This is a genomic window from Capillimicrobium parvum (assembly GCF_021172045.1).
GTDB lineage: Bacteria > Actinomycetota > Thermoleophilia > Solirubrobacterales > Solirubrobacteraceae > Capillimicrobium > Capillimicrobium parvum.
The window spans coordinates 942,401-964,275 of the sequence record NZ_CP087164.1; the positions used below are offsets into that span (position 1 = coordinate 942,401).

A 21,875-nucleotide genomic window follows, 5' to 3' on the forward strand; every position below is an offset into this window, starting at 1 on the left:
GTGAGGCTCGCAGTCGTCGGAGCCACCGGTGCGGTCGGCACGGTCATGCGCGAGCTGCTGCGCAAGCGCGCGTTCCCGGCCGACGAGGTCGTGCTGTTCGCCTCCGAGCGCTCGGCGGGCAAGGTCCTCGACGGCCTCACCATCCAGCCGCTGCGCGACGACACGGTCGGCGGCTTCGACATCGCCCTGTTCTCCGCGGGCGGTTCCACCTCGAAGGCCTGGGCCGAGAAGTTCGCCGCCGGAGGGGCCGTCGTCGTCGACAACTCGAGCGCGTGGCGCATGGACCCCGACGTCCCGCTCGTCGTCTCCGAGGTCAACCCCGACGACCTCGACGACGCGCGCAAGGGCATCGTCGCCAACCCGAACTGCACCACGATGGTCGTCATGCTGCCGGCCAAGGCGCTGCACGATCGCTTCGGCCTGACCGAGATGGTGGCCACGAGCTTCCAGGCTGCGGGCGGCGCGGGCCAGAAGGGCATCGACGAGCTCGCCGCGCAGGTCGCGCCGCTCGCCGAGGACGTCGACCAGCTCGTCAACGACGGCCGCGCGGCCGCCCGCAAGGTCGAGCACTCGGTCCACGCGAACACGCTCGCGTTCAACGTCGTCCCGCTCCTCGGCACCCTCAACGAGGAGGGCTACACCGACGAGGAGATGAAGCTGCGCAACGAGTCGCGCAAGATCCTCGGCCTCCCGGACCTGCGCGTCACGCCGACCTGCGTGCGCGTGCCGGTCATGGTCGGCCACTCGATCGCCGTCCGCGCGACATTCGCACGCGATCCCGACCTCGGCGAGGCGCTCGAGGCGCTGCGCGAGTTCCCGAACCTCCTCGTCGAGGAGGCGCCGACGCCGCTGGAGTGGGCGGGCCGCGACGAGACCGTCGTCGGCCGCGTGCGCCGCGACCTGGCCGACCCGAAGGTGCTGAACTTCTTCGTCGTCGGCGACAACCTGCTCAAGGGCGCGGCGCTGAACACCGTCCAGCTCGCCGAGCTGGTCGTCGACCGCGGGCTGGTCGGCTCCGCGGCGCCCGCGGCCTGACCCGGGCGCGCCGCCTACTTCGCGTTCGGCTTGAACGCCGTCGCGGTGTAGCCGCCCTCGTCGTTGGTGAGCTTGACGGTCATCGTGCCCTTCGAGCCGTCGTTCGTCGTGATCGTGCAGTCGAACGTGTTGCCCTTCTTGGCCTCCTTGTCCTCCGGGCAGGAGACCTTGACCGTGTCCGGCTTGACCTTCGCGGCGTCGGCGAGCTGCGTCTGGATGTCGTCCTCCAGGCTGCCCGCGTCGATCGTCTTCGTGCCGCAGGCGGTGAGCGCGAACGCGGCGGCGATCACGAAGGGGACGGCGATGAGGCGGCGCATAGGGTCCTTTCCGACCGCAGGGGCAGCAGAGCAGCGGCGAGGGTATCGGAGCTACCGCCCCACGGTGGGGCGAAAGCGGGACTCCAGCTCGCGGGCGAGCTCCAGCGTGCGCTCGTCGATGCCGCCCGGCTCGAGCTCATGGCGGCGCGCGTAGGCCGCGATGACCGCGTCGGCGACCGCCGCCGGCCCGGCGCCCGGCCGTTCTTCGTCCACCGCCCCGGTCGACTCCGCGGTCACCTCCAGGCCGAGCGCGGCGTAGACGTCGCGCACGACCGCCGCGACGGCCGCGGCATCCGAGACGACGAGGACCGTTCCCACGTACGCCGCGCGCCGCACGACCCGCTGCGCGCTGCCGGCGAGCTTGCGCGCGCCCCGCGCGTTGACGCTGAAGTCGCCCGGGCAGTACTCGCCCGGGACCGGCCCGATGCGGGCGTCGACGCCGACCGCGCGCAGCGCCTCCACGAGCACCTCGGCGGTCGCGACGAACCGCTCGCGCAGGTGCAGCGCCGCCGCCTCGTCGGCCAGCACCTCGCCGACCTCGAGCGTCCCCGCGTGGTACACGGCCGCCCGCCCGCCGGCCAGGCGCTCGATCGCCGCGCACCCGTGCGCGGCGGCCGCGTCGAGCGCCGCCGGGTAGCCCGGCGCGAACGTGTCGCGCCGGCCGAAGGCCACCACGGGCTCGCGGTGGGCATGAACGCGCAGGACCTCCGGCAGCTCCCCCGCGGACACCCGCTCCAGCAGCGCCGCCGACACCGCCATGTCGAACGCCGGCGGATCGAACGACTCGCGAACCAGGAGCACTAGTCGCCCGTCCCGCAACGATCGAGACGAACCACTACACCGGCAGCCCGGCCAGCACGCGGCGCTGCAGGTCCCGGGTCGGCTCGCTCGGCTCGATCCCGAGCTCGTCGACGAGCTGCTTGCGGCACGCGAGGTACTGGCGCAGCGCGCGCGCCCGGTTGCCCGACCGCGCCAGCGCGGTGATCAGCAGCCGCTGGGCGCCCTCGTCGAGCGGGTCGAGGCCGACGAGCCGGCCGGCCGCCGCCGCCGCGGCCGCATGGTTGCCGGCGCGCCCGCGCAGGTCGACGAGCGTCGTGAGCGCCTGCGCGTAGCGCCCGACGAGGTTCTCGCGCCAGCTCTGCGCCCAGTCGCTGTAGCGCTCCTCGGGCATCGGCTCGCCGGTCCACAGCGCCACCGCCGTCTCGAGCAGCCGGATCTGCGTGGCGCCCTTGGCGACCAGCGCCGCGGCGGCGGTCGCGCCGAACAGCTCGGTGTCGACCCGGTCACGATCGTCGAGCACGAGCCGGTAGGCGCGCTCGCTGTACTGGATCACGCTCTGCTCGGCGCCCGCCACGTCGAGCACCGATCGGGCGCGGGACACCGCGACCTGGATCGAGGAGCGCGCGGACTTCGGCGGCTTGTCGGGCCACAGCGCCTCCAGGAGCTCCTCCTCCGGCATGAACGCGCCGCGCTGGGTGAGCAGGACGCGGACGAGGCGCGCCGTGGTCGGCCGGCCCCAGGCGCGCTCGTCGACCACCCAGTTGCCCCGCCGCAGCGAGAAGCCGCCGAACAGGGTGATCGTCCGCGACGGCGGGAAGCGCCGGCCCGTCGCGCGCGCCCCCTTCGCCGCCTCGACGACCTCGGGGTCGTCGTCCTTCTCGAGCGCGTCGAGCAGGATCTCCGCTCGCGGATGACCCGACGAGCCCAGCGTCCGTGCGGCGCGCGCGCGCACGTCGGCGCGAGGATGCTCGGCGAACCCGGCCAGCTCCTCGCCGCCGGGGAAGACGCGCTCGGCCGCATCCAGCGCGACCGCCGGATCGAGCTCGCCCGCCGCCATCAGGTCCGAGAAGAGCTCCTCCAGGCGCCGCCACTCGGCGCGCACGAGCATCGGGGCGGCGTCGCCGGCCAGCTCGAGCGCACGGCGCATGTCCTCGCCCGCGCCCGGCACGTCGCCGATGAGGTTGCGCGTCCACGCGCACAGGGCCAGCGAGCGCGCCCGGTGATACGAGCCGTGGTCCGGGCCGTACGTCTCCTCCAGCCAGGCGAGCGTCAGGCGCGCCAGGCGGTGCGCGCGGTCGGGCGAGGCGGCGGCGGCGATCGTCGGCACGAGCGCATGCGAGACGAACTGGCGAAACGGCAGCGGCGCCGGCTCCATGCGCGCCATCGCCCGCTCGGCCAGGGCGTACGCGCCGGCGCGCTCGCCGCGGGCGAGCAGGCACGCGGCCATCGCGCACTCGGCGATGCCCGGGGCCCAGCCGTCGGTGGCCACGCCCTCGCCGATCGCCCCCAGTGCCACCTCCGCCTCGGCCGTCCGGCCGTCGAGCGACAGCAGGAAGGCGCGCAGCGCGTGCGTCTCGGCGCGGATGAAGCTCGGGATCCCGGAGCGCGCGGCCTCCGCGAACAGCAGGTCGGTGAGCGCGATGCCGGCGTCCGGCATGCCCGCGTCGCCGAGCGTGAAGGCGCTGAACCCCGCGAGGTACTCGGGGCGGTGTGTCGAGCGGCGGTCGTCGGTGAGGGTCTCCAGGCGCCGGCGCAGCGCCGCGAGGAGCTCCTCGTGGCGCCCGTCGGGAAGGCTGATGTACGTCTCCGCGAGCGTGCGCAGCCCGGCGAAGACCGCGGCGTCGGGCCGGCGGTCGACGGCCTCGAGCACGGCTGTCGCCTCGTCGAGCCGGCCGCTGGAGCCGTACAGCACCGCCGTCCAGATCTGCGCCTGGACCGTCGGCCGCTCGAGGCTGAGCAGCAGCTCGAGCCCTTCGGGCAGCCGCCCCAGCCAGTACAGGCTCTCCGCCGCCTCGGCCGCCGCCGCGGACGCCGCCTCGTCGTCATCCTGGGCCACCGCCGCGCGCAGGCGCGGCACGGCGTCCTCGTGCAGACCCGCGGCGGCGCGCAGGCGCCCCGCGACCGCGGACGCGCGCGGGTCGGCCCGGAGCTCCGGCGGCAGCGCGTCCAGCCAGGCTTCGACGCCGCCCGGCGTCGTGCGCACGAGGACGGTCGCGTGCTGGTCGAGCACCTCCAGCGCGCGCTCGGGCGCCCGGGCGGCGAGGAACGCGTCGACCGCCTCGCCGACACGGCCCTCGCTGGAGAGCTGCGTGCCCACCGAGATCAGCGTGCGCGCCCGTTCCTCGGCCGGGGCCTCCAGCTCCCACTGCTCGCGCAGGTGCTCGTGCAGCAGCGGGTGGTAGGCGACGGTCCCCGGGCGCCCGGGGACCGGCCGCAGCAGGACGCCGAGCCGGCCGAGACGGTTGGCGAGGTCGGCCGGCAGGCCGAGCGCCGCGGACATCGCCGGCGTCAGCTCGTCCACCGCGCTGGACGCGAGCATCGCCGCGCGCAGCTCGCCGTCCAGCGGGCCGAGGACCTCTTCGGCCAGGAAGCGGGCGATCGCGCCGTTCGAGTTGCCGATCGTCGAGCCGAGCACGACGCCGAGCGGCCAGCCCAGCGTCCTCTGCATGACCTCGTCGACCTCGCCGTCGGTGGGGGCCCGGCCCAGCTGGGACTCGAGGACCAGCGCGGACTCCTCGGCGCCGAACGCCAGGTCGCTCTCGTCGATGAGCGTGATGCGTCCCGACGCCTGGGCGCGGGCGATCCGCAGGTTGAGCGGCCGGCGGGTGCAGACCACGATGCGCAGCCGCGAGTGCTCCGTGTCGACGAGCTGCTCGAGCAGCCGCAGCGTCCCGCCGGCGTCGGCGAGCTCCTCGGCGTCGTCGATGACGAAGATGAGCGGCTCGACCAGCAGCTTGTCGAGCTCGTCGAGCAGGGCGCGGGTGACCTCCAGCGGCGATGGCGCCTCGCCCGCCGTGCTCACCGTCTCGATCAGCACGTCGGCGGCCCCCGGCACGGCGCGGCGGATGGCCTGCAGCGCGTCCACCATGAGCCGGTCGACCTTCGTGTCGCGCCCGCGGCAGCTCAGCCAGGCCGCGGTCCGGCCCTCGAGCGCCTCCTCGACGAGCAGCGTCTTGCCGTAGCCCGCGCCGGCGACGAGCCCGACCGAGCCGTGCTCGAGGGCGCCGCGCACACGGGCCACCAGCTCCGGACGTTGGACGAACGAAGCCGTCGTTGCGCTGATGCCCGCCATGGCCGGATGCAGGCTAACCGGCCGCGCGGATCACCGCCAACTGCGGATCGGTCGCAGTTGCGAGAGAGCCGCAGAAAGAGCTCTTTTGCAGGCATTTCATCTCCAACCGGAGTACGTTCGCGGTCCATCCGTCCCCCCGAGAGGAGGAAGTACGATGCGCAAGCGATCCACGTTCGTGGTCGCGCTCGCCGCGGCGCTCATCGCGGCGGCCCTGGCGGTGACCGCCGGATTCGGCTCCAGCCATCGCGAGGCTCCCCAGTCGTCGCTGGACCCGACCGCGGACGACACCGACCTGTACGCGTTCACCGCCGACGACGCACCCGGCTCCGTGACGCTGGTCAGCAACTGGATCCCGTTCGAGGATCCGGCGGGCGGCCCGAACTTCTACCGGTTCGACGACGCCGCCCACTACTACCTGAACGTCGACAACACCGGCGACGGCAGGGCGGACGTCAAGTACCTGTTCCGCTTCAAGACGAAGATCCGCAACCCGGACTCGTTCCTGTACGCGGCCCCGACGGTCGACTCGATCGACTCGCCGAACCTGAACATCGTGCAGACCTACTCGGTCACGCGCGAGACGTATCGCAACGGCCGGGAGACGGGCGCGCGGACGATCGCCCGCGGCATCCCGACCGCGCCGAACGACATCGGCCCGAAGACGATGCCGAACTACGACGCGCTCGCCGCGCAGGCCATCCACTCGCTGCCGGGCGGCGGCAAGGTGTTCGCCGGCCAGCGCGACGATCCGTTCTTCGTCGACCTCGGCGGCACGTTCGACGCGCTGACGATCCGCAACGGCACGGGCAACGCCGGCGGCGGCAAGGACGACCTGGCGGGCTACAACGTCCACTCGATCGTGCTCCAGCTCCCGGAGTCCGACGTCACGCGCGACGGGAAGGCGGTCTCCGGTCCCAGCGCGGCAAACGCCGTGGTCGGAGTTTGGTCGAGCACCGAGCGCCGGCGCCTGACGGTCGGTCGCCACGGCGGCGGGGCGCGGTGGGTCCAGGTCAGCCGGCTCGGCAACCCGCTCGTCAACGAGGTCGTCATCCCGCTGGGCAAGAAGGACCAGTTCAACGCGACCCGGCCGCATCGTGACGCCGCGCTGTACGGGCAGTACGTGCTGAACCCGGAGCTCGCGAAGCTCATCAACCTGCTGTACCCGGGCCTGAACGTGCCGGAGACGAACCGCACCGACATCGTGACCGCGCTGCTGGCGGGCATTCCGAACGTCACGCGGATCGCGCCCGACGCGGTGCCGGCCGACACGCTGAAGATCAACCTCGGCGTGCCGCCGTCGGGCACGCAGAACCGCTTCGGCGTGCTGGCGGGCGACAACGCCGGCTTCCCGAACGGCCGGCGGCTGGGCGATGACGTGGTCGACATCTCCGAGCGCGTCGTCGGCGGGTTCCTGGTGGGCAACAAGCTGCCGCTCGGCGACGGCGTGGACGCCAACGACAAGGCGTTCCTGCCCTCGTTCCCGTACGTCGCGCCGCCGACGTCCGGGCTGGACTCGCAGCCGAAGCGCACGGAGCCGGTCCACGACCCGACCCCCGCGCAGCCCTAGCGACATGCCGACCGTGGGGCCCCGCCGCGCCGTGCGGCGGGGCTCCGCACCGGCCGACCCCTCCGCCTCCATGATCATCACCCGCCACCGCACCCTGCTTCCGCTCCTCGCCGCCGCGGGGCTCGCCCTGCTCGCCGCCCTCGCCGTCTTCGCCCTCCTGCGTGGGGGCGGCGGGCCGGCGCCGGCCGCGCCGCGCGCAGCGTCCGCGCCCTCGGGCCGCTCGACGACCGCCGCCATCGCCCGCCTGCAGGGCGAGGCGCGCGCGCACCCCGGCAGCGCGCTCGTGCTCGCCACGCTCGGCTCCGCCTACCTGCAGCGGGTGCGCGAGACGGGCGATCCCTCCTTCTACGCGCGCGCGGACGGCGTCCTGCGGCGCGCGCTGCGCCTCGACCCCCGCTCGCCCGACGCCCTGACCGCCGGGGGCACGCTCGCCCTGGCGCGCCACGACTTCCGCGGCGCCCTGCGCCTGGGCGAGGCGGCCCGCCGGGCGGCGCCGGCCCTCGTGGCCCCGCTCGGCGTCGTCGTCGACGCGCAGGTCGAGCTCGGCCGCTACGGCGCGGCCGCGCGGACGCTGCAGGAGATGGTCGACCGCAAGCCCGACCTCGCCTCCTACGCGCGCGTGTCGTACTTCCGCGAGCTGCACGGCGACCTCGCCGGCGCGGAGAAGGCGATGCGCCTGGCCGTGACGGCCGGCGGCGGCGCGCCGGAGAACGTCGCGTACGTGCAGACCCTGGTGGGCGCCCTGGCGTTCGCCCGCGGCGACCTGGCGGGCGCCGAGCGGGCGAGCCGGTCCGCGCTCGCCCAGGACCCCGGCTACGTTCCGGCCCAGGCCGGCCTCGCGCGCGTGGAGGCGGCGCGAGGCCGGCTGCCGCGGGCCATCGCGCGCCTGCGGGGGGTCGTCGAGTCCCTGCCGCTGCCCCAGTACGCGGTGGCGCTGGGCGAGACCGAGCTCGCCGCCGGGCGGGTCCGGGCGGCGCGGCGCGACCTGGCGCTGGTCGGCGCGCAGGAGCGCCTGCTGCGCGCCGCCGGGGTCGACACCGACGTGGACCTCGCGCTGTTCGAGGCCGACCACGGGTCGCCGGGCCGCGCGGTGACGCTCGCCCGCGCGGCGTGGGCCCAGGCTCCCAGCGTCCGCGCCGCCGACGCGCTCGGGTGGTCGCTGACGCGGGCCGGCCGGCCGGCCGAGGGGCTGCGCTGGGCGCGGCGCGCGCTGCGGCTCGGCTCGCGCGATGCGGCGTTCCTCTACCACGCCGGGATGGCGGCGGCGCGGGCGGGCGAGCGCGGCGACGCGCGCCGCCTGCTGCGTGCGAGCCTGGCCGGCAACCCGCGGTGGTCGCCGCTGTACGCGCCGCGCGCGCGGCACGCCCTGGAGGCGCTGCGATGAAGCGGCTGCTCCTCGGGATCGCGGTCGCTGCGGTGCTCGCGTCGCTCGTGAGCGCACCGGGCGCGTCGGCGCACCCGCTCGGGAACTTCTCGGTCAACCACCTCGTCCAGGTGAGCGTGTCGAGCGAGCAGGTCGGCGCCCGGTACATCCTCGACCAGGCCGAGATCCCGACGTTCCAGGAGCGCGGGCTCGCCGATTCGGCCGTGCTCGCCCGCAAGCTCGGCGAGGTGCGTCGCGGGCTCGTCGTGCGGGTCGACGGGCGGCCGGTCGCGCTGCACGTGACGAGGACGCCCCGGCTGACGCACCCGCGCGGCCAGGGCGCCCTGCCGACGACGCGGCTGGAGGTGGCGCTGACGGCGCCGGCGCGCGGAGCGCATGCGGTGGCCGTGCACGACGGGACCTTCCCCGGCCGGGTGGGATGGAAGGCGGTCGTCGCCGCGCCGGGCGCCGGCACCGCGGTGCGCTCCAGCGTGCCGACCGCCGACCCCACCGGCGGGCTGCGCCGGTACCCGACCGATCTGCTGACGAGCCCGTCGGACGTCCGCACCGCGACGCTGGCCGTCGCGCCGGGGGCGGGCACCGTGCAGGCGCCGGGCGGCCCGCCGGTCAGCACGACGACGACGAACACCTCGGGCGACGGGTTCGCCGGCGTGTTCGAGCGGGCCCTCGACGGGCGCGGCGCGATCGTCGTGCTGCTGCTCGCCGCGTTCGCCTGGGGTGCCATCCACGCGCTGTCGCCGGGACATGGCAAGGGCATGGTCGCCGCGTATCTCGTCGGGACGCGCGGCACGGCGCGCCATGCGGTCGCGCTCGGGGCGACGGTGACGATCACCCACACCGCCGGGGTCTTCGCCCTGGGACTCGTGACGCTGGCGCTGTCGGCGTACGTGCTGCCCGAGGACCTGTATCCGTGGCTGAACCTCGTCTCGGGCGTGCTGGTGCTCGGAGTGGGGGCGGCGGTGCTGCGCTCGCGGGTGCGGTGGGCGCGGGCGAGGCGGGCCCGGCACGACCACGATCACCGCCACGCGCACGACCACGCGCACGATCACCGCGACGCGCATGACCACGCGCACGGTCACCGCGACGCGCATGACCGCGACCACGATCACCGCGACGCGCATGACCACGCCCACGATCACCCTCACGCGCACGACCACGACCATGGCGGCCACACCCACACGCACGCTCCCCCCGAGCGGATCACCTCCCGCTCGCTGATCGCGCTCGGCGCCTCGGCCGGCCTGATCCCCTGCCCGTCCGCGCTCGTCGTGCTCCTCGCGGCGGTCGCCCAGCACCGGCTCGCCCTCGGCGTGCTGCTGATCGTCGTGTTCTCGCTCGGGCTCGCGGCGACGCTCGTCGGGCTCGGGCTCGCGGTCGTCGGCGTGCGGTCGGCCGGCGCGCGGCTGCCGGTGCCCTCGGGAGCCGTCGCCGTCCTCCCGGCGCTCTCGACGCTGCTCATCGTCGGGCTCGGCCTCGTCCTCACCGTGCGGGCGGTTCACGGCGTGCTGTGATCCGCCGGGGGCGGTCGCGCGTTATAGAGGAACGTGACCGTCGCCACCCTCCGGTCTCGCCCCGGTTCCACCCTGCAGACCGCGTTCGACCACCTCCGCGACGTGGGCCTGCGGCTGTCGGCCGCCCGCCGCCTCGTGCTGGAGGCGCTGTGCGCCGCCGACGGCCCGATGTCGGCCGAGCAGATCGCGGGCGGCATCGGGGGCCGCGTCCCGTGCTCGGACCTCGCGTCGGTCTACCGCAACCTCGAGGTCCTCGAGCAGACGGGGATCGTGCGCCACGTGCACCTCGGCCACGGCCCCGGGCTCTACGCGCTGACGACCGGCGGCGACCGCGAGTACCTGACCTGCGAGCGCTGCGGCGACTTCCGCGCGCTCGTCCCGGCCGAGCTCGACGGCGTGCGCGGCCTCATCCGCGAGCGCTTCGGCTACGAGGCGTGCTTCGTGCACTTCCCGATCGTCGGGCTGTGCCGGTCCTGCCGGAGCGACACGGGCGCGCTCAGCGCACCGGGCTCGGCGCCAGCGCCGACGTGAAGCGGTCCTCGCGGTCGTAGAGCGCCTTGACGGCGGACAGCCGGCGCAGCGACGCGGAGACGAACACGTCGTCCTCGGCCGTCTCGGCGCCGGCGAAGCTCGGGAAGATGTGGCCGGCCGCCCACGGCGACATCGCGTCGACGACGTCGCGGACGATCTGCGCCGCCGACGGGTCCGCGGCGACGACGAGCAGGTAGTCGGCGTCGAGCGCGCCCAGGGCGCCGCAGTCGCGTCCGCGGTCGTTCAGCGCGCCGCCGAGGTGGCGCAGCTCGACGTCGAGCATCGGGAATCGTGCGGCGGGGCCGGCGACGTCGAGCAGCGCGTCGACGGCCTCGTGCGGCAGCTGGTCGAGCAGCAGGTGGTCGTAGAGGACGGGGCGACGGCCGAGGACGTCGAAGTGCAGGCGGTCGAGCACCGGCGGGGCGCACGAGGCGAACGTGTCGCCCTCCGGGCCCAGCGCGCGCAGCGGGGCCAGCAGCGCCGCGCTCGCCTGCGGACCGTCGAGCACCACCGCCTCGACGTAGGCGGTCGGCGCGTCGGCGCCGCCGCCGACCAGCCGGGCGATGCTCGTCGCCTCGCGCGGAGCGCCGTGGGTCCACGCGCGCCAGGCGTGCAGGACCTCGGGGGCGTGGCGCCCCGGCCACGCGAGCACCCCCGCGTGCATCGTGCCCGTCGCGACGACCCTCAGCTCCACCGCGGTCACGACCCCGAGGCCGCCCCCGCCGCCGCGCAGCGCCCAGAACAGGTCGCGCTCGTGGTCGGCGTCGGCGCGCACGATGCGCCCGTCGCCGGTGACGAGCTCGACCGCCCGGACGCTCTCCGACGCCAGCCCGTGGCGCCGGCTCAGCCAGCCGACCCCGCCGGCGAGCACGGAGCCGGCGACGCCGACCGAGGCCGTGGTCACCGCCATCGCCGCCAGCCCGGCGGGGGCGGCGACGCGCGAGACGTCCGACCACAGGCAGCCGCCGGCGGCGCGCACGACCTCGGCGCGCGCGTCGAGCGTCGCGCCGGTCAGGCCGCTCATGCGGATGAGCAGCGTCTCGTCGAGCGGTCCCGTCTGGCGCACCCCGCGCCCGGTGGTGTGGACCGCGATGCGCAACCCCTCCGTGCGGGCATGGTCGACGAGCGCGCACACCTCCTCGACGGACTCGGGCAGGCCGAGCGCCACGGGCACCGCGCCGTCAGCGGGCTCGCCGGCCTGGGGGTGCACCTCGTATGCGCGGTCGACCGCGACGAGGATCTCGTCGAGGGTTCTCATCGCCGTACACCATGGCGGGCACCGCTTGCCGCCTGCTTGCCGCGCCGGGCGGGAACGAGGAAGGGGCCCCGGAGGGCCCCTTCGTCACAGCTGTACCCCTTGAACGCGTCCCGTCGAGAAGCTCGATGACGACGGGGACCATCATCGCGTTCCGGGCGCCCCATGTCGTCACCCGGCGAGGGTGATCTTGGGGGGAGGGGATCGGGGGACGCCCGGGGGAGGCGAAGGGGAGACGCTAGGGTGAGGACCGCCTCACCCTTTCGTCTCGATCTGCCGATAAGCTCGTAGATGCCCGCCACCGTCGCCCTGTCCCGCTTCGAGGACCTCATCGCCCGTGGGCTCACGGCGCTCATCGACGACGACCCGAACCTCCAGGTCGTGGCCGAGGACCTCGACCCGGACGGGCTGCAGGCGGTGCTGGGCGAGCGACAGCCGGACGTCGCGCTGCTCAACTACGGCTCGCTGCGCACCCCGTTCGAGGTCCACGAGCTGCACTCGGCGCATCCGGGCACGCGCCTCGTCGTCCTCGCGAGCCGCCCCACCGCGGCCGAGGCCAACCAGATGCTCACGTTCGGCGCGACGGCGTGCCTGTCGAAGGAGACCCAGGCGCGCGACGTCCTCAACGCGATCCACCTCGCCTCCCGCGGCCTGCAGGTGCTGCCGCGCGCCAGGCCGGCCGACGCGGCCCTCGCGTCGAGCGGTCCCGAGCCGCTCACGGCGCGGGAGTCCGACGTCCTGGCGCTGCTGCAGGACGGCCGCTCGAACGCCGAGATCGCGCTGGCGCTGCAGGTGGGCGTCGAGACGGTCCGCACCCACGCGCGCAACATCTACCGCAAGCTCGGCGTCCGCACACGGCGCGAGCTCGCGGACCGCTGAGGCGCGGGCTACCGAACGTCGCCGGGCGGCGGGATGCGCGACCGCAGCCGCTCGCGCGCCGCGTCGAACGGGTCGGCGTCGTCCGTCGGCTCCGGGTCCTGCGCCCGCCCGCCCGCGACGCTCCGCGCGGGCACGATCTCGCGGGGCGCCTGGTCGGCGGGCCGCCGCTTGCGGCGCGCCGGGAGGATCCGGGCGAGCTCCTCGCTCAGCCGCACGTCACCAGCCGCGGTCGCCGGCCCCGACGCCCGCGACCACGGAGCTGGACCAGTCGATGACCGACGTCGGCTTGACCACGTGGCGGCCCAGGCCGAGATCCTTCGGCGACAGGCCGAGCGCGAGGCCGACCAGCTGCGGCAGGTGCAGGACGGGCATGTCGAGCACGCGGCCCGTGATCTTCTCCGCGCCGGGCTGCTGGAGGTCGAGGTTCAGATGGCACAGCGGGCAGGGCGTGACGACGCAGTCGGCGTCGGCGTCCTTCGCGTCCCCGAGGTGGCGGCCCGCCTGCTTGAGCGAGGCCTCCTTGTTCATCGTCACGATCGGAAAGCCGCAGCACTTGTGCATGCCGGCGTACTCGATGACCGTGCCGCCGAGCGCCTCGATCAGCAGCGAGAGGTACGTGTCGCGCGGCTTGACGTGGTCGATTCCGAGCCGGTCCTCCGGGCGCACGATGTAGCAGCCGTAGAACGGGCCGACGCGCAGGTTCGTCAGCGGGCGCTTGACCCGGCTGCGCAGCTCGTCGAGGCCGAAGTCCTCGACCAGCAGCCACAGGAGGTTCTTGTTCGTGATGCCCTTCTCGTAGGTCAGGCCGTCCTCGGAGAGCGTCTCGTTGACGATCGCGCGGTACTCGGCGTTGGCGTCGAGGCGCTCCTGGCACTCCGTCTGCGCGCCCTGACAGGTCGAGCAGATGTTCATCATCATGTGCCCGTCCGTCTGCTGCGCCAGCGCGAACGTGCGCGCGTTCAGCGTGTCGGCGAGCTCCTGGCTGTGCTCCGCGATGACGCCGGCGCCGCAGCACGAGCCGCGGTCCAGCTCGATCAGCTCGATGTCGAGCAGCGGGGCGATCTTCGCCATCGAGCCGTGCAGCTCGGGGGTGAAGCCGCGGCTCACGCAGCCGGGCCAGTAGGCGACCTTCATCGCGACGGGCTCCCTTCGGGGGTCTGGCCGGGCTGGCCCGGCTCCGCGCCGGGCTGGCCGGCACCGGTCGCGGCGGTCGCGGGGGGCGTCTCGGCGCCGTCCACGTCCTCGTCGTAGCCCGTGATGTAGAGGTTGAGCTCGAGGCGCTCGTCGCGGCCCTCGATCTTCTTGTAGATCCGCTGGACGGCGTTGAGGTCCGCCTTGGGGATCTTGTGGCCGAGCAGCGCGCCCTTGATCGACACCTTGCGGCGCATGACCGCCTTGGTGATCGCGGGAAGCGAGTCCAGGAGCTCCGCGCCCGCCTTCGGGTGGAACTTGCCGAACCAGGAGTCGCCGCCGTAGGAGCGCGGCAGCAGCTCGGCCTCGTGCAGCAGCCCGTAGTCCTTGATCAGCGTCACGAACGCCGACTCGTGGCGCTCGCCGTTGTTGCGGTCCTTGATGTGGTGGTCGTTCCCGGCGCGGCGGCGCAGGCGCATGATCTGGCTCATCGGCGCCACGCCCTTCGGGCACGCGTCGATGCACTTGAAGCAGTGGGTGCAGTCGTAGATGCCGTGCGGGTCCTCGGCGAGGTCCTGCAGACGCTCGAACTGCTGCGCGTCGCGCGGGTCGCCGACGAACCGGTAGGCCTTCGCCGAGGCGGCCGGGCCCACGAACAGCGGGTCGACCTCCATCGACAGGCAGTCCGACACGCACGCGCCGCACTGGATGCACGCCATCGACTGCGTGATGTCGACCATCGACTCGCGCGGGACGACGTACTCGCGCTCCGGGATCGGCTCCTTGTTGATGAGCCACGGCGTGACGCGGTGGATCTTCTTCCAGTGGACCGCGTCCATGTCGACGATCAGGTCCTTGATGACGGGCATGTTGCCCATCGGCTCGACCTCGATGACGCCGTCGCGGGCACCACGCAGGGCGTGGTCGAGGTGCGTGTGGCAGGCCAGGCCGGGCTGGCCGTTGATCCGCACGCCGCAGGAGCCGCAGATCGCCGCCTTGCACGAGCAGCGGATGCCGATCGACCCGTCGAAGCGCGCCTTCGCCTGCAGGATGCCCTCGAGCACCGAACGGTGCGGCTCGAGATCGATCGTGTGCTCGTCCCAGTAGGGCGCGGCGCCGGACTCGGGGTCGTAGCGACGCAGGCGCAGGGTGAATTCAGCCATGGTCTAGTACTTGCGCTCCTCGGGCTGCCACTGGGTGAACGTCACCTCGGAGTACGAGATGTGAGGCGTGTCATCCCCGTTGCGGCTGATGTCGATGTGCTTGAGCCACTCGTCGTCGTTGCGCTCCGGGTAGTCGGTCCGGAACTGCGCGCCGCGCGACTCCTTGCGCTCGATGGCGGCCACCACGGTCGCCTCCGAGCAGTCGAGCATGTAGCCCAGCTCGATCGCGCCGAGGACGTCCTGGTTGAACACCGTGCCGCGATCGTCGATGTAGGCGGTCTTCGCCTCCTCCTTGAGGCGGCGGACCACCTCGTGGGCGTGCTGGAGCTTGGCCTCGTCGCGGAACACGGCGACGTTGTCGTTCATCGTGGTGCCGAGCTCGTCCTTGATCTCCGAGATGCGGCGTCCTTCGCGTGGGCGCGCGATGATCGAGGCGATCTCGGCCGCGTCGTCGCGCATCTGCGCCTCGGAGGCCGCCGGCATCGGCAGCCCGGCGGCGCGCGCGGCGGCGTGCTCGCCGGAGCGGCGGCCGAAGATGAGCGTGTCGAGCAGCGAGTTGGCGCCCAGGCGGTTGCCGCCGTGGACGGAGACGCAGGCGACCTCGCCGGCGGCGTAGAGCCCGGGGACCCCGGGGACCTGGCCGTCGACGTCGGTCTTGACGCCGCCCATGATGTAGTGCTGGCCGGGGCGGATCATGATCGGCTCGGCGGTGATGTCGACGCCCGCGAAGTCCTTGCCGATGTTGACGATCTCGCGCAGCGCCTCGAGCGTGCGCTTCTTCGGCACGACGGTGATGTCGAGGTAGATGCCCTCGCCGTTGGGCCCGACGCCGCGGCCCTCGTTGATCTCGGTCTGCTCGGCGCGGGAGACGACGTCGCGCGAGGCGAGCTCCATCTTGTTCGGCGCGTACTTCTCCATGAAGCGCTCGCCGGCCGCGTTGAGCAGGTGCGCACCCTCGCCGCGCGCGCCCTCGGTGATGAGGAAGCCGTTCTCGACCAGCGTCGTCGGGTGGTACTGGATCATCTCCATGTCCATGATCGGCGCGCCGGCCCGGTAGGCCTGGGCGATGCCGTCGCCGGTGCAGATGAGCCCGTTCGTCGTCGGCTTGAAGCACTGTCCCGCACCGCCGGACGCGAGGATCACGTTCTTGGCCGAGAAGGTCTCCATGACGCCCGTGCGGATGTCGCGCGCCACGACGCCGACGCAGGCGCCGTCGTCGTCGAGCACGAGGGAGGTGGTGAACCACTCCTCGTAGCGGTCGACCCGGTCGCTGTACTTCATGATCTGCTCGTACAGGACGTGCAGGATCGCCTGACCGGTGATGTCGGCCACGTAGGCGGTGCGCTTCATCGAGGCGCCGCCGAACGCGCGCAGGTCGAGCTCGCCGGTCTCGTTGCGGTGGAACGTGACGCCGATGTGCTCGAGGTGCATGACCTCCTTGGGCGCCTCGCTGCACATGATCTCGATCGCGTCCTGGTCGCCCAGGAAGTCGGACCCCTTCACCGTGTCGTACGCGTGCGAGCGCCAGTCGTCGGCGACGTTGATCGCGGCGTTGATGCCGCCGGCGGCGGCGACCGAGTGTGAGCGGACCGGGTGGACCTTGCTCATGATGGCCACCGTCGCGCCGGCGTCGGCCGCGGCGAGGGCGGCCCGCTGGCCGGCGAGGCCGGCTCCGATGATGAGGACGTCATGTGCGGGCATTGAGGGGCGGACCATATCGCTCCGCGCCCCGAAAACACCGCTTCGGGCGCCCTTCCACACCCCCGTTCAGGGGATGCATTGCGCCCGATCAGGGGATGTCGCGCCCGGACCGGTACTCGCTGGGGGAGCAGCCGTAGGCGCTGCGGAACAGGCGGCTGAAGTGCTCCGCGCGCGTGAAGCCCCAGTCGGCGGCGATCCGCGAGAGCGACTCGTGCCCCAGGGCCGGGTCGCGCAGGTCCTGCCGGCAGCGCTCGAGGCGCTGATGGCGGATGTACTCCGACACGCCGACGTCCTCGGTCTCGAAGAGCTTGTAGAGGTGGCGCTTGGAGACGTAGTGGGCCCGGGCGACCAGGTCCGGCGACAGGTCGTCGTCGCGCAGGTGCTCCTCGATGAACGCCTTGATCGCCGTGAGCTGCGTGTCGCGCTCGGTGCGCCCCACCGGCGGCTCGCCGTCCGGTCCGCGCGCGTACAGGGCGCTGACGAGGTCGACGACGCCCTCGCCGAGCTCGTCGCAGCGGGCGGGCAGCTCGCCCCGGGATGCGCGCGCGGTCAGCGCCCGCAGGAACGGGCCGATGACGTCGGCGATCCCGCTGTCGCCCGCGATCCGCGTCGCCGTCCGGCCCTCCATGCGCCGCAGCGACAGCCGGAACAGGTTGCGCGGGAAGACGAAGATCGCCATCTCGAACGGCGCCATCCCGCGGACCGAGTACGGCCGCGACGACTCGTAGAGCGTCATGTCGCCCGGGCGCAGGTGCGCGACGCGGTCCTGCTGGCTGATGACCGACGAGCCGCGCAGCTGGAGGCTGAGCTTGAAGACCTCGGGGTCATAGGCCGCGATGTGGCGGGCGCTGCGGTGGACCGAGTGGCCGGTCGCGGCGAGGTCCGTCAGCTGCACGGCGCCCAGCGCGTGGGTGTCCATCCGGCCCCAGAACGGGGAGTCGGACACGGGCGCGCCCTCGAGCGGGGCGAACATCCGCGAGCTCGCGTCCGCCCAGTAGTCGAACCGCTCGTTGCGCTGCACCAGCGCGGTGCTGATGTGGACCGTCATGCCGCTCCCCCTCTCCTCCGGTCCGCCAGTGAGTACCGCACCCGCCGGGCGATGTCCAGCGCCAACCGGGTCGTGCAGGCGCGGTCAACCGCCGTGCGCGCCCCGTCAAGCCCGCGCTTCCGGCCGTCCATACGTTCGCCGCCATGCCCCGAGAGCAACTGCTGATCGCCGGCGAGTGGCGGCCGAGCGCGGACGGCGCGCAGTTCGAGACGACCGACCCGTCCAGCGGCGAGCTGCTCGCCGTCTGCGCGGAGGCGGGCGACGCCGACGTCGACGACGCGGTGCAGGCCGCCCGCGCGGCGCTCGGGTCGCCCGCGTGGTCGAGCATGCTCCCGGCCGCACGCGCGCGGCTGCTGTGGCGGGTCGCCGACCTCATCGAGGCCAACGGCGACGAGCTGGCCGAGCTCGAGACGCGCGACCAGGGGCAGCCGCTCGCGGTCTCCCGCGCGATCAGTGTGCCCTCGGCGGCCGAGCACTTCCGCTACTACGCGGGGTGGTGCACGAAGATCGAGGGCTCGGTGCCCGCGGTCGGCATCCCGCAGGTCATGGCCTACACCCGCCGCGAGCCCGTCGGCGTGTGCGCGCTCATCACGCCGTGGAACTTCCCGCTGATGATCGCGGCCTGGAAGCTCGCGCCCGCCCTCGCGTGCGCCAACGCCGCCATCCTCAAGCCCGCCGAGCAGACCCCCCTGACGTCGCTGCGCCTGTGCGAGCTCATCGCGGAGGCGGGCGTCCCGCGCGGCGTCGTGAACTGCCTCACCGGCGGTCCCGCCGTGGGCCGGGCGCTCAGCGGCCATCCCGGCGTCGACAAGGTCTCCTTCACGGGCTCGACCGAGGCCGGCCGCGAGATCGTCCGGGCGTCCGCGGGCAACCTCAAGCGGGTGACGCTCGAGCTCGGCGGCAAGGCGCCGAGCATCGTCGCGCGCGACGCCGACATCGACGCCGCCGTGGCCGGCTGCGCCCAGGGCGGCCTGCTCAACAGCGGCCAGGTCTGCGCCGCGTACTCGCGCTTCTACGTCGACTCCGCGCGCCACGACGAGTTCGTCGAGAAGCTGGCGCGGGCGGCCGGGGCGCTGCAGCTCGGGCCCGGCCTGCACCCGAGCACCGAGCTGGGCCCGCTGGTCTCCGACGCGCACCGCACGAGCGTCGAGCGCCACGTCCGGGCCGCCATCGCGTCGGGCGCCGACCTCATCACGGGCGGCGAGCGCGTCGACGGTCCGCTCGACGGCGGCCACTTCTTCGAGCCGACCGTCTTCGCCGGCGTCACCGACGACATGGCGATCGCGCGCGAGGAGGTCTTCGGGCCCGTGCTGAGCGTCCTGCGCTACGACGACGAGGACGAGCTGCCCGGCCGCGCGAACGACACCGACTACGGGCTGGCCGCCGCGATCTGGACGCGCGACGTCGCCCGCGCCCACGAGCTGGCGGCGGGCATCGACGCGGGCGCGGTGTACGTCAACATGCTTCCGGTGCCCGACGCGGCGGTGCCGTGGGGCGGGCGCAAGACGAGCGGATGGGGGCGGGAGATGGGTCCGGACGCGATCGACGCCTACACGGAGCGCAAGTCGGTCTTCGTGGCGCTGTCATGAGCAGCGACTACGTGGTGGTGGGCGCCGGCTCGGCCGGCTCGGTGGTGGCGCGCCGGCTGCTCGACGCGGGGGCGACCGTGACGCTGCTCGAGGCGGGCGGCGCGGACGTCCTGCCCGCGATCCACGAGCCCGGCCGCGCGCACGAGCTGTGGTTCTCCGAGGTCGACTGGGGGTACATGACCGAGCCCCAGCAGGCGTGCGCGGGGCGGCAGCTGCACTGGCCGCGCGGCAAGGTGCTGGGCGGGTCGGGCGCGCTGAACGGGATGATCTACGTGCGCGGCAACCGCGCCGACTACGACGCCTGGTCGATGCTCGGCTGCCCCGGCTGGAGCTACGAGGACGTGCTGCCGTACTTCAAGCGCTCCGAGGACTTCGACGCGGGCGAGAGCGAGTACCACGGCACGGGCGGACCGCTGCGCGTGATCTCGCAGTACGACCCGCATCCGCTGACGCGGGCGATGGTCGACGCGTCGGTCGAGTCGGGCCTGGCGTTCAACGCGGACTGCAACGCCGCCGAGCAGGACGGCGTCGGCTTCTGCCACCTCACGATCCGCGACGGGCGCCGCGAGTCGGGCGCGAGCGCGTTCGTGACCCCGGCCTCCGGCGACCCGCGGCTCACCGTCGTGCTCAACGCCGCCGCTCGCCGGCTGTGCTTCGACGGCACGCGCTGCACCGGTGTCGAGGTCGAGCGCGACGGACGCTCCGAGACCATCGAGGCGGGCGTCGAGGTCGTCGTCTGCGGGGGCGCGATCGGCTCGCCGGAGCTGCTCCTGCGCTCGGGCGTGGGTCCCGCCGACGCGCTGCTCGACGTCGGGATCGGCGTGCGCTGCGACCTGCCCGGGGTCGGCGAGAACCTCCACGACCACCTGCTCTCGCCGGTGATCGCCGCCGCGGCGCGTCCCGTGCCGGAGTGCCTGCCGGGCCTGCAGCAGCTGCACATGCAGCTCTTCTGGCGCAGCCGCGGCGGCCTTGCGGCGCCCGACACGCAGCCGATCGGCTTCCACGTGCCGATGTACGACCCGGCCTGGATGGACGGGCCGGCCGACGGCTTCACGCTCATGGGCGGCCTGATCCGCCCGGCCAGCCGCGGCCGGCTGTGGCTGCGCTCCGACGACCCCGCCGAGCCGCCGGCCATGGACCCGCGCACGCTCAGCCGCGCCGTCGACCTCGAGACGCTGACCGACTCCGTCGAGATGTGCCGCGAGATCCTCCGGCAGCCGGCGCTCGCCGAGTGGACGGATCGCGAGCTCTATCCCGGGCCGCGGGTGCGCACCCGCGACGAGCTGCGCGACTACGTGCGGCGCACGGCGATCACGTACCACCACCAGGTCGGGACGTGCCGGATGGGGGCGGGCGACGACGCCGTCGTGGACGCCGACCTGCGCGTCCACGGCGTCGAGGGGCTGCGCGTGGCGGACGCCTCGGTCATGCCGTTCGTCACGTCGGGCAACACGAACGCGCCCTCGCTGATGATCGGCGAGAAGGCCGCGGCCGCCATCCTCGCCGCGGCGGGCACGGAGATCAGCGCGTCGGCGTGAGCGCCCGGCGGACCTGGTCGATCGTCACCACGCCGCGCAGGATGCCGTCGCGGTCGACGGCGAACACCGCGCCGAGGCTGCGCAGCCCCTCGGTGCCGATCAGCTCCTCCAGCGGCTCGTCGATGCCGATCTGCCAGCGCCACCCCTCCTCGCGGACCACCTCCCGGGCGGCCAGCGCGGGCTGGCCCGAGGCCAGGGTGCGCTCGACCGCCTCGCGATGCAGGACGCCGGCGTAGCGGCCGTCGGTCTCGGTCACGGCCACCCACGGCCAGCCGTGGGGGCCGAAGATCTGCTCGGAGGCGTCGATGACCGACATGTCGGCGGGGACGGTGAACGGATGCGGATCCATCACGTCGCCGACCGTGACGCCCTCGAGGCGCTCGTCGATGTCGCTCTGGACGACCGCGGCGCGCGCGGCCTGGGCGAGGAAGAGCGCGAGGACGGCGAGCCACAGGCCGTTGGCGACGTGCCCGCGCAGCATCAGGTAGACGCCGAGGCCCGCCATCGCGTAGGCGATGATCTGGCCGCTGCGGCCGGCGAACCGGGTCGCCTTCGCCTTCTCGCCGGTGATCTTCCACGCGATCGCGCGGGCGATGCGCCCGCCGTCGAGCGGGAAGCCGGGCACGAGGTTGAAGACGAACAGCCCGGCGTTGATCGTCGCCAGCCAGGCGAGCAGCACCAGCCCCGGCCTCGCGGTGGCCCCCCGGTCGAAGACGGCGGCGTCGACGAAGCGCTGGCCGTCGAGCGCCGCGCCGATGCCCACGCAGACCAGGACGATCAGCAGCGTCACGAAGGGACCGGCGGCGGCGATGCGGAACTCCTCGCCGGGGGAGTGCGAGTCGCGGCTCATCTTCGCGATCCCGCCGAAGAACCACAGGTCGATGCCCGTCACCTCGATGCCGTTGCGGCGGGCGATCAGCGCGTGCCCCAGCTCGTGGAGGATCAGCGAGACGAAGAACAGCAGCGCCGCGATGACCGCGACCGTGTAGGCCTGCGTGTCCGAGCCCCCGAGCACGTTCCGAAACGAGTCCGAGAGCAGGAAGATGAACAGGAACAGCACGATGAACCAGCTCGCGCTGACGCCGATCCGGATCCCGAAGAGGCGGACGAGCTGGATTGAGCTGCCGGTCGGCATGCCCTGATGGTGCCACGTC

The 21,875-nt window shown here is 73.8% G+C and carries 18 protein-coding genes; 8 read left to right on the plus strand and 10 right to left on the minus strand.

Translation table 11 applies throughout. The annotated features are described in order from the left end of the window. On the plus strand, nucleotides 1-1,035 hold the full coding sequence (locus DSM104329_RS04625) for an aspartate-semialdehyde dehydrogenase (protein ID WP_259314221.1): 1,035 nt from the start codon (nucleotides 1-3) through the stop codon (nucleotides 1,033-1,035). 14 nt (nucleotides 1,036-1,049) lie between these two features. On the opposite strand, the gene DSM104329_RS04630 is transcribed toward DSM104329_RS04625, so the two are convergent. Genes DSM104329_RS04630 through DSM104329_RS04640 form a run of 3 tightly spaced genes read right to left on the minus strand, consistent with a single transcriptional unit; the run spans nucleotide 1,050 to nucleotide 5,424 of the window. Beyond that, nucleotides 1,050-1,352: a DUF4333 domain-containing protein gene (locus DSM104329_RS04630; protein ID WP_259314222.1), complete on the minus strand. Its 303-nt coding sequence runs from the start codon at nucleotides 1,350-1,352 to the stop codon at nucleotides 1,050-1,052. A 51-nt stretch (nucleotides 1,353-1,403) separates the two neighbouring features. Then, nucleotides 1,404-2,153 carry a lipoyl protein ligase domain-containing protein gene (locus DSM104329_RS04635; protein ID WP_259314223.1) on the minus strand — a complete coding sequence of 250 codons (750 nt, stop codon included), beginning with the start codon at nucleotides 2,151-2,153 and terminating at the stop codon, nucleotides 1,404-1,406. 34 nt (nucleotides 2,154-2,187) lie between these two features. Continuing rightward, the gene (locus DSM104329_RS04640; RefSeq protein ID WP_259314224.1) at nucleotides 2,188-5,424 is read right to left on the minus strand and encodes a BTAD domain-containing putative transcriptional regulator; all 3,237 of its coding nucleotides are present in this window, start codon (nucleotides 5,422-5,424) and stop codon (nucleotides 2,188-2,190) included. A gap of 154 nt (nucleotides 5,425-5,578) precedes the next feature. On the opposite strand from DSM104329_RS04640, the gene DSM104329_RS04645 reads away from it, so the two are divergent. The 4 genes from DSM104329_RS04645 (at nucleotide 5,579) to DSM104329_RS04660 (ending at nucleotide 10,417) form a co-directional block, all read left to right on the plus strand. Beyond that, on the plus strand, nucleotides 5,579-6,991 hold the full coding sequence (locus tag DSM104329_RS04645; protein ID WP_259314225.1) for a DUF4331 domain-containing protein: 1,413 nt from the start codon (nucleotides 5,579-5,581) through the stop codon (nucleotides 6,989-6,991). A 70-nt stretch (nucleotides 6,992-7,061) separates the two neighbouring features. Next, a complete protein-coding gene (locus tag DSM104329_RS04650) occupies nucleotides 7,062-8,375 on the plus strand; it encodes a tetratricopeptide repeat protein (RefSeq protein ID WP_259314226.1) in 1,314 nt (437 codons plus the stop codon). After that, nucleotides 8,372-9,886 carry a HoxN/HupN/NixA family nickel/cobalt transporter gene (locus tag DSM104329_RS04655; RefSeq protein WP_259314227.1) on the plus strand — a complete coding sequence of 505 codons (1,515 nt, stop codon included), beginning with the start codon at nucleotides 8,372-8,374 and terminating at the stop codon, nucleotides 9,884-9,886. The genes DSM104329_RS04650 and DSM104329_RS04655 overlap by 4 nt, the downstream gene beginning before the upstream one ends. Nucleotides 9,887-9,919: 33 nt before the next feature. After that, a complete protein-coding gene (locus tag DSM104329_RS04660; RefSeq protein ID WP_259314228.1) occupies nucleotides 9,920-10,417 on the plus strand; it encodes a Fur family transcriptional regulator in 498 nt (165 codons plus the stop codon). Here DSM104329_RS04660 and DSM104329_RS04665 read toward each other — a convergent pair. Further along, nucleotides 10,383-11,675, minus strand: a complete 1,293-nt coding sequence (locus DSM104329_RS04665) for an FAD-binding oxidoreductase (protein ID WP_259314229.1) — start codon at nucleotides 11,673-11,675, stop codon at nucleotides 10,383-10,385. The two genes, DSM104329_RS04660 and DSM104329_RS04665, sit on opposite strands and share 35 nt — an antisense overlap. 288 nt (nucleotides 11,676-11,963) lie before the next feature. Between DSM104329_RS04665 and DSM104329_RS04670 the strand changes: the two genes are divergently transcribed. Then, entirely contained in the window at nucleotides 11,964-12,551 is a 588-nt protein-coding gene (locus DSM104329_RS04670) for a response regulator transcription factor (RefSeq protein WP_259314230.1), read from the plus strand. An 8-nt stretch (nucleotides 12,552-12,559) separates the two neighbouring features. Here the strand turns inward: DSM104329_RS04670 and DSM104329_RS04675 are convergent, their stop codons facing one another. The 5 genes from DSM104329_RS04675 to DSM104329_RS04695 form a co-directional block, all read right to left on the minus strand. Beyond that, nucleotides 12,560-12,766, minus strand: coding sequence for a hypothetical protein (locus tag DSM104329_RS04675; RefSeq protein ID WP_259314231.1), 207 nt, complete (start codon nucleotides 12,764-12,766; stop codon nucleotides 12,560-12,562). 1 nt (nucleotide 12,767) lies between these two features. Then, nucleotides 12,768-13,685, minus strand: a complete 918-nt coding sequence (locus DSM104329_RS04680) for a CoB--CoM heterodisulfide reductase iron-sulfur subunit B family protein (RefSeq protein ID WP_259314232.1) — start codon at nucleotides 13,683-13,685, stop codon at nucleotides 12,768-12,770. After that, the gene (locus DSM104329_RS04685; RefSeq protein ID WP_259314233.1) at nucleotides 13,682-14,845 is read right to left on the minus strand and encodes a succinate dehydrogenase/fumarate reductase iron-sulfur subunit; all 1,164 of its coding nucleotides are present in this window, start codon (nucleotides 14,843-14,845) and stop codon (nucleotides 13,682-13,684) included. The genes DSM104329_RS04680 and DSM104329_RS04685 overlap by 4 nt, the downstream gene beginning before the upstream one ends. A 3-nt stretch (nucleotides 14,846-14,848) precedes the next feature. After that, entirely contained in the window at nucleotides 14,849-16,546 is a 1,698-nt protein-coding gene (locus DSM104329_RS04690) for an FAD-binding protein (RefSeq protein ID WP_259314234.1), read from the minus strand. An 88-nt stretch (nucleotides 16,547-16,634) separates the two neighbouring features. Further along, nucleotides 16,635-17,594: an AraC-like ligand-binding domain-containing protein gene (locus tag DSM104329_RS04695; protein WP_259314235.1), complete on the minus strand. Its 960-nt coding sequence runs from the start codon at nucleotides 17,592-17,594 to the stop codon at nucleotides 16,635-16,637. A gap of 143 nt (nucleotides 17,595-17,737) precedes the next feature. On the opposite strand from DSM104329_RS04695, the gene DSM104329_RS04700 reads away from it, so the two are divergent. Further along, nucleotides 17,738-19,183: an aldehyde dehydrogenase family protein gene (locus tag DSM104329_RS04700; RefSeq protein WP_259314236.1), complete on the plus strand. Its 1,446-nt coding sequence runs from the start codon at nucleotides 17,738-17,740 to the stop codon at nucleotides 19,181-19,183. After that, the gene (locus DSM104329_RS04705) at nucleotides 19,180-20,721 is read left to right on the plus strand and encodes a GMC family oxidoreductase (protein WP_259314237.1); all 1,542 of its coding nucleotides are present in this window, start codon (nucleotides 19,180-19,182) and stop codon (nucleotides 20,719-20,721) included. The genes DSM104329_RS04700 and DSM104329_RS04705 overlap by 4 nt, the downstream gene beginning before the upstream one ends. Here the strand turns inward: DSM104329_RS04705 and DSM104329_RS04710 are convergent. Continuing rightward, nucleotides 20,705-21,856, minus strand: coding sequence for a site-2 protease family protein (locus DSM104329_RS04710; RefSeq protein WP_259314238.1), 1,152 nt, complete (start codon nucleotides 21,854-21,856; stop codon nucleotides 20,705-20,707). The genes DSM104329_RS04705 and DSM104329_RS04710 overlap by 17 nt on opposite strands. Between the last annotated feature and the right edge of the window lie 19 nt (nucleotides 21,857-21,875).

Excerpts from the sequence above, each read along its gene's own strand:
- DSM104329_RS04650 (WP_259314226.1), top strand. The coding sequence starts at position 7,062 with ATGATCATCACCCGCCACCGCACCCTGCTTCCGCTCCTCGCCGCCGCG.
- DSM104329_RS04710 (WP_259314238.1), bottom strand. The coding sequence starts at position 21,856 with ATGCCGACCGGCAGCTCAATCCAGCTCGTCCGCCTCTTCGGGATCCGG.
- DSM104329_RS04680 (WP_259314232.1), bottom strand. The coding sequence starts at position 13,685 with ATGAAGGTCGCCTACTGGCCCGGCTGCGTGAGCCGCGGCTTCACCCCC.
- DSM104329_RS04700 (WP_259314236.1), top strand. The coding sequence starts at position 17,738 with ATGCCCCGAGAGCAACTGCTGATCGCCGGCGAGTGGCGGCCGAGCGCG.
- DSM104329_RS04640 (WP_259314224.1), bottom strand. The coding sequence starts at position 5,424 with ATGGCGGGCATCAGCGCAACGACGGCTTCGTTCGTCCAACGTCCGGAG.
- DSM104329_RS04685 (WP_259314233.1), bottom strand. The coding sequence starts at position 14,845 with ATGGCTGAATTCACCCTGCGCCTGCGTCGCTACGACCCCGAGTCCGGC.
- DSM104329_RS04690 (WP_259314234.1), bottom strand. The coding sequence starts at position 16,546 with ATGCCCGCACATGACGTCCTCATCATCGGAGCCGGCCTCGCCGGCCAG.
- DSM104329_RS04630 (WP_259314222.1), bottom strand. The coding sequence starts at position 1,352 with ATGCGCCGCCTCATCGCCGTCCCCTTCGTGATCGCCGCCGCGTTCGCG.
- DSM104329_RS04670 (WP_259314230.1), top strand. The coding sequence starts at position 11,964 with ATGCCCGCCACCGTCGCCCTGTCCCGCTTCGAGGACCTCATCGCCCGT.
- DSM104329_RS04665 (WP_259314229.1), bottom strand. The coding sequence starts at position 11,675 with ATGAGAACCCTCGACGAGATCCTCGTCGCGGTCGACCGCGCATACGAG.
- DSM104329_RS04695 (WP_259314235.1), bottom strand. The coding sequence starts at position 17,594 with ATGACGGTCCACATCAGCACCGCGCTGGTGCAGCGCAACGAGCGGTTC.
- DSM104329_RS04705 (WP_259314237.1), top strand. The coding sequence starts at position 19,180 with ATGAGCAGCGACTACGTGGTGGTGGGCGCCGGCTCGGCCGGCTCGGTG.
- DSM104329_RS04645 (WP_259314225.1), top strand. The coding sequence starts at position 5,579 with ATGCGCAAGCGATCCACGTTCGTGGTCGCGCTCGCCGCGGCGCTCATC.
- DSM104329_RS04655 (WP_259314227.1), top strand. The coding sequence starts at position 8,372 with ATGAAGCGGCTGCTCCTCGGGATCGCGGTCGCTGCGGTGCTCGCGTCG.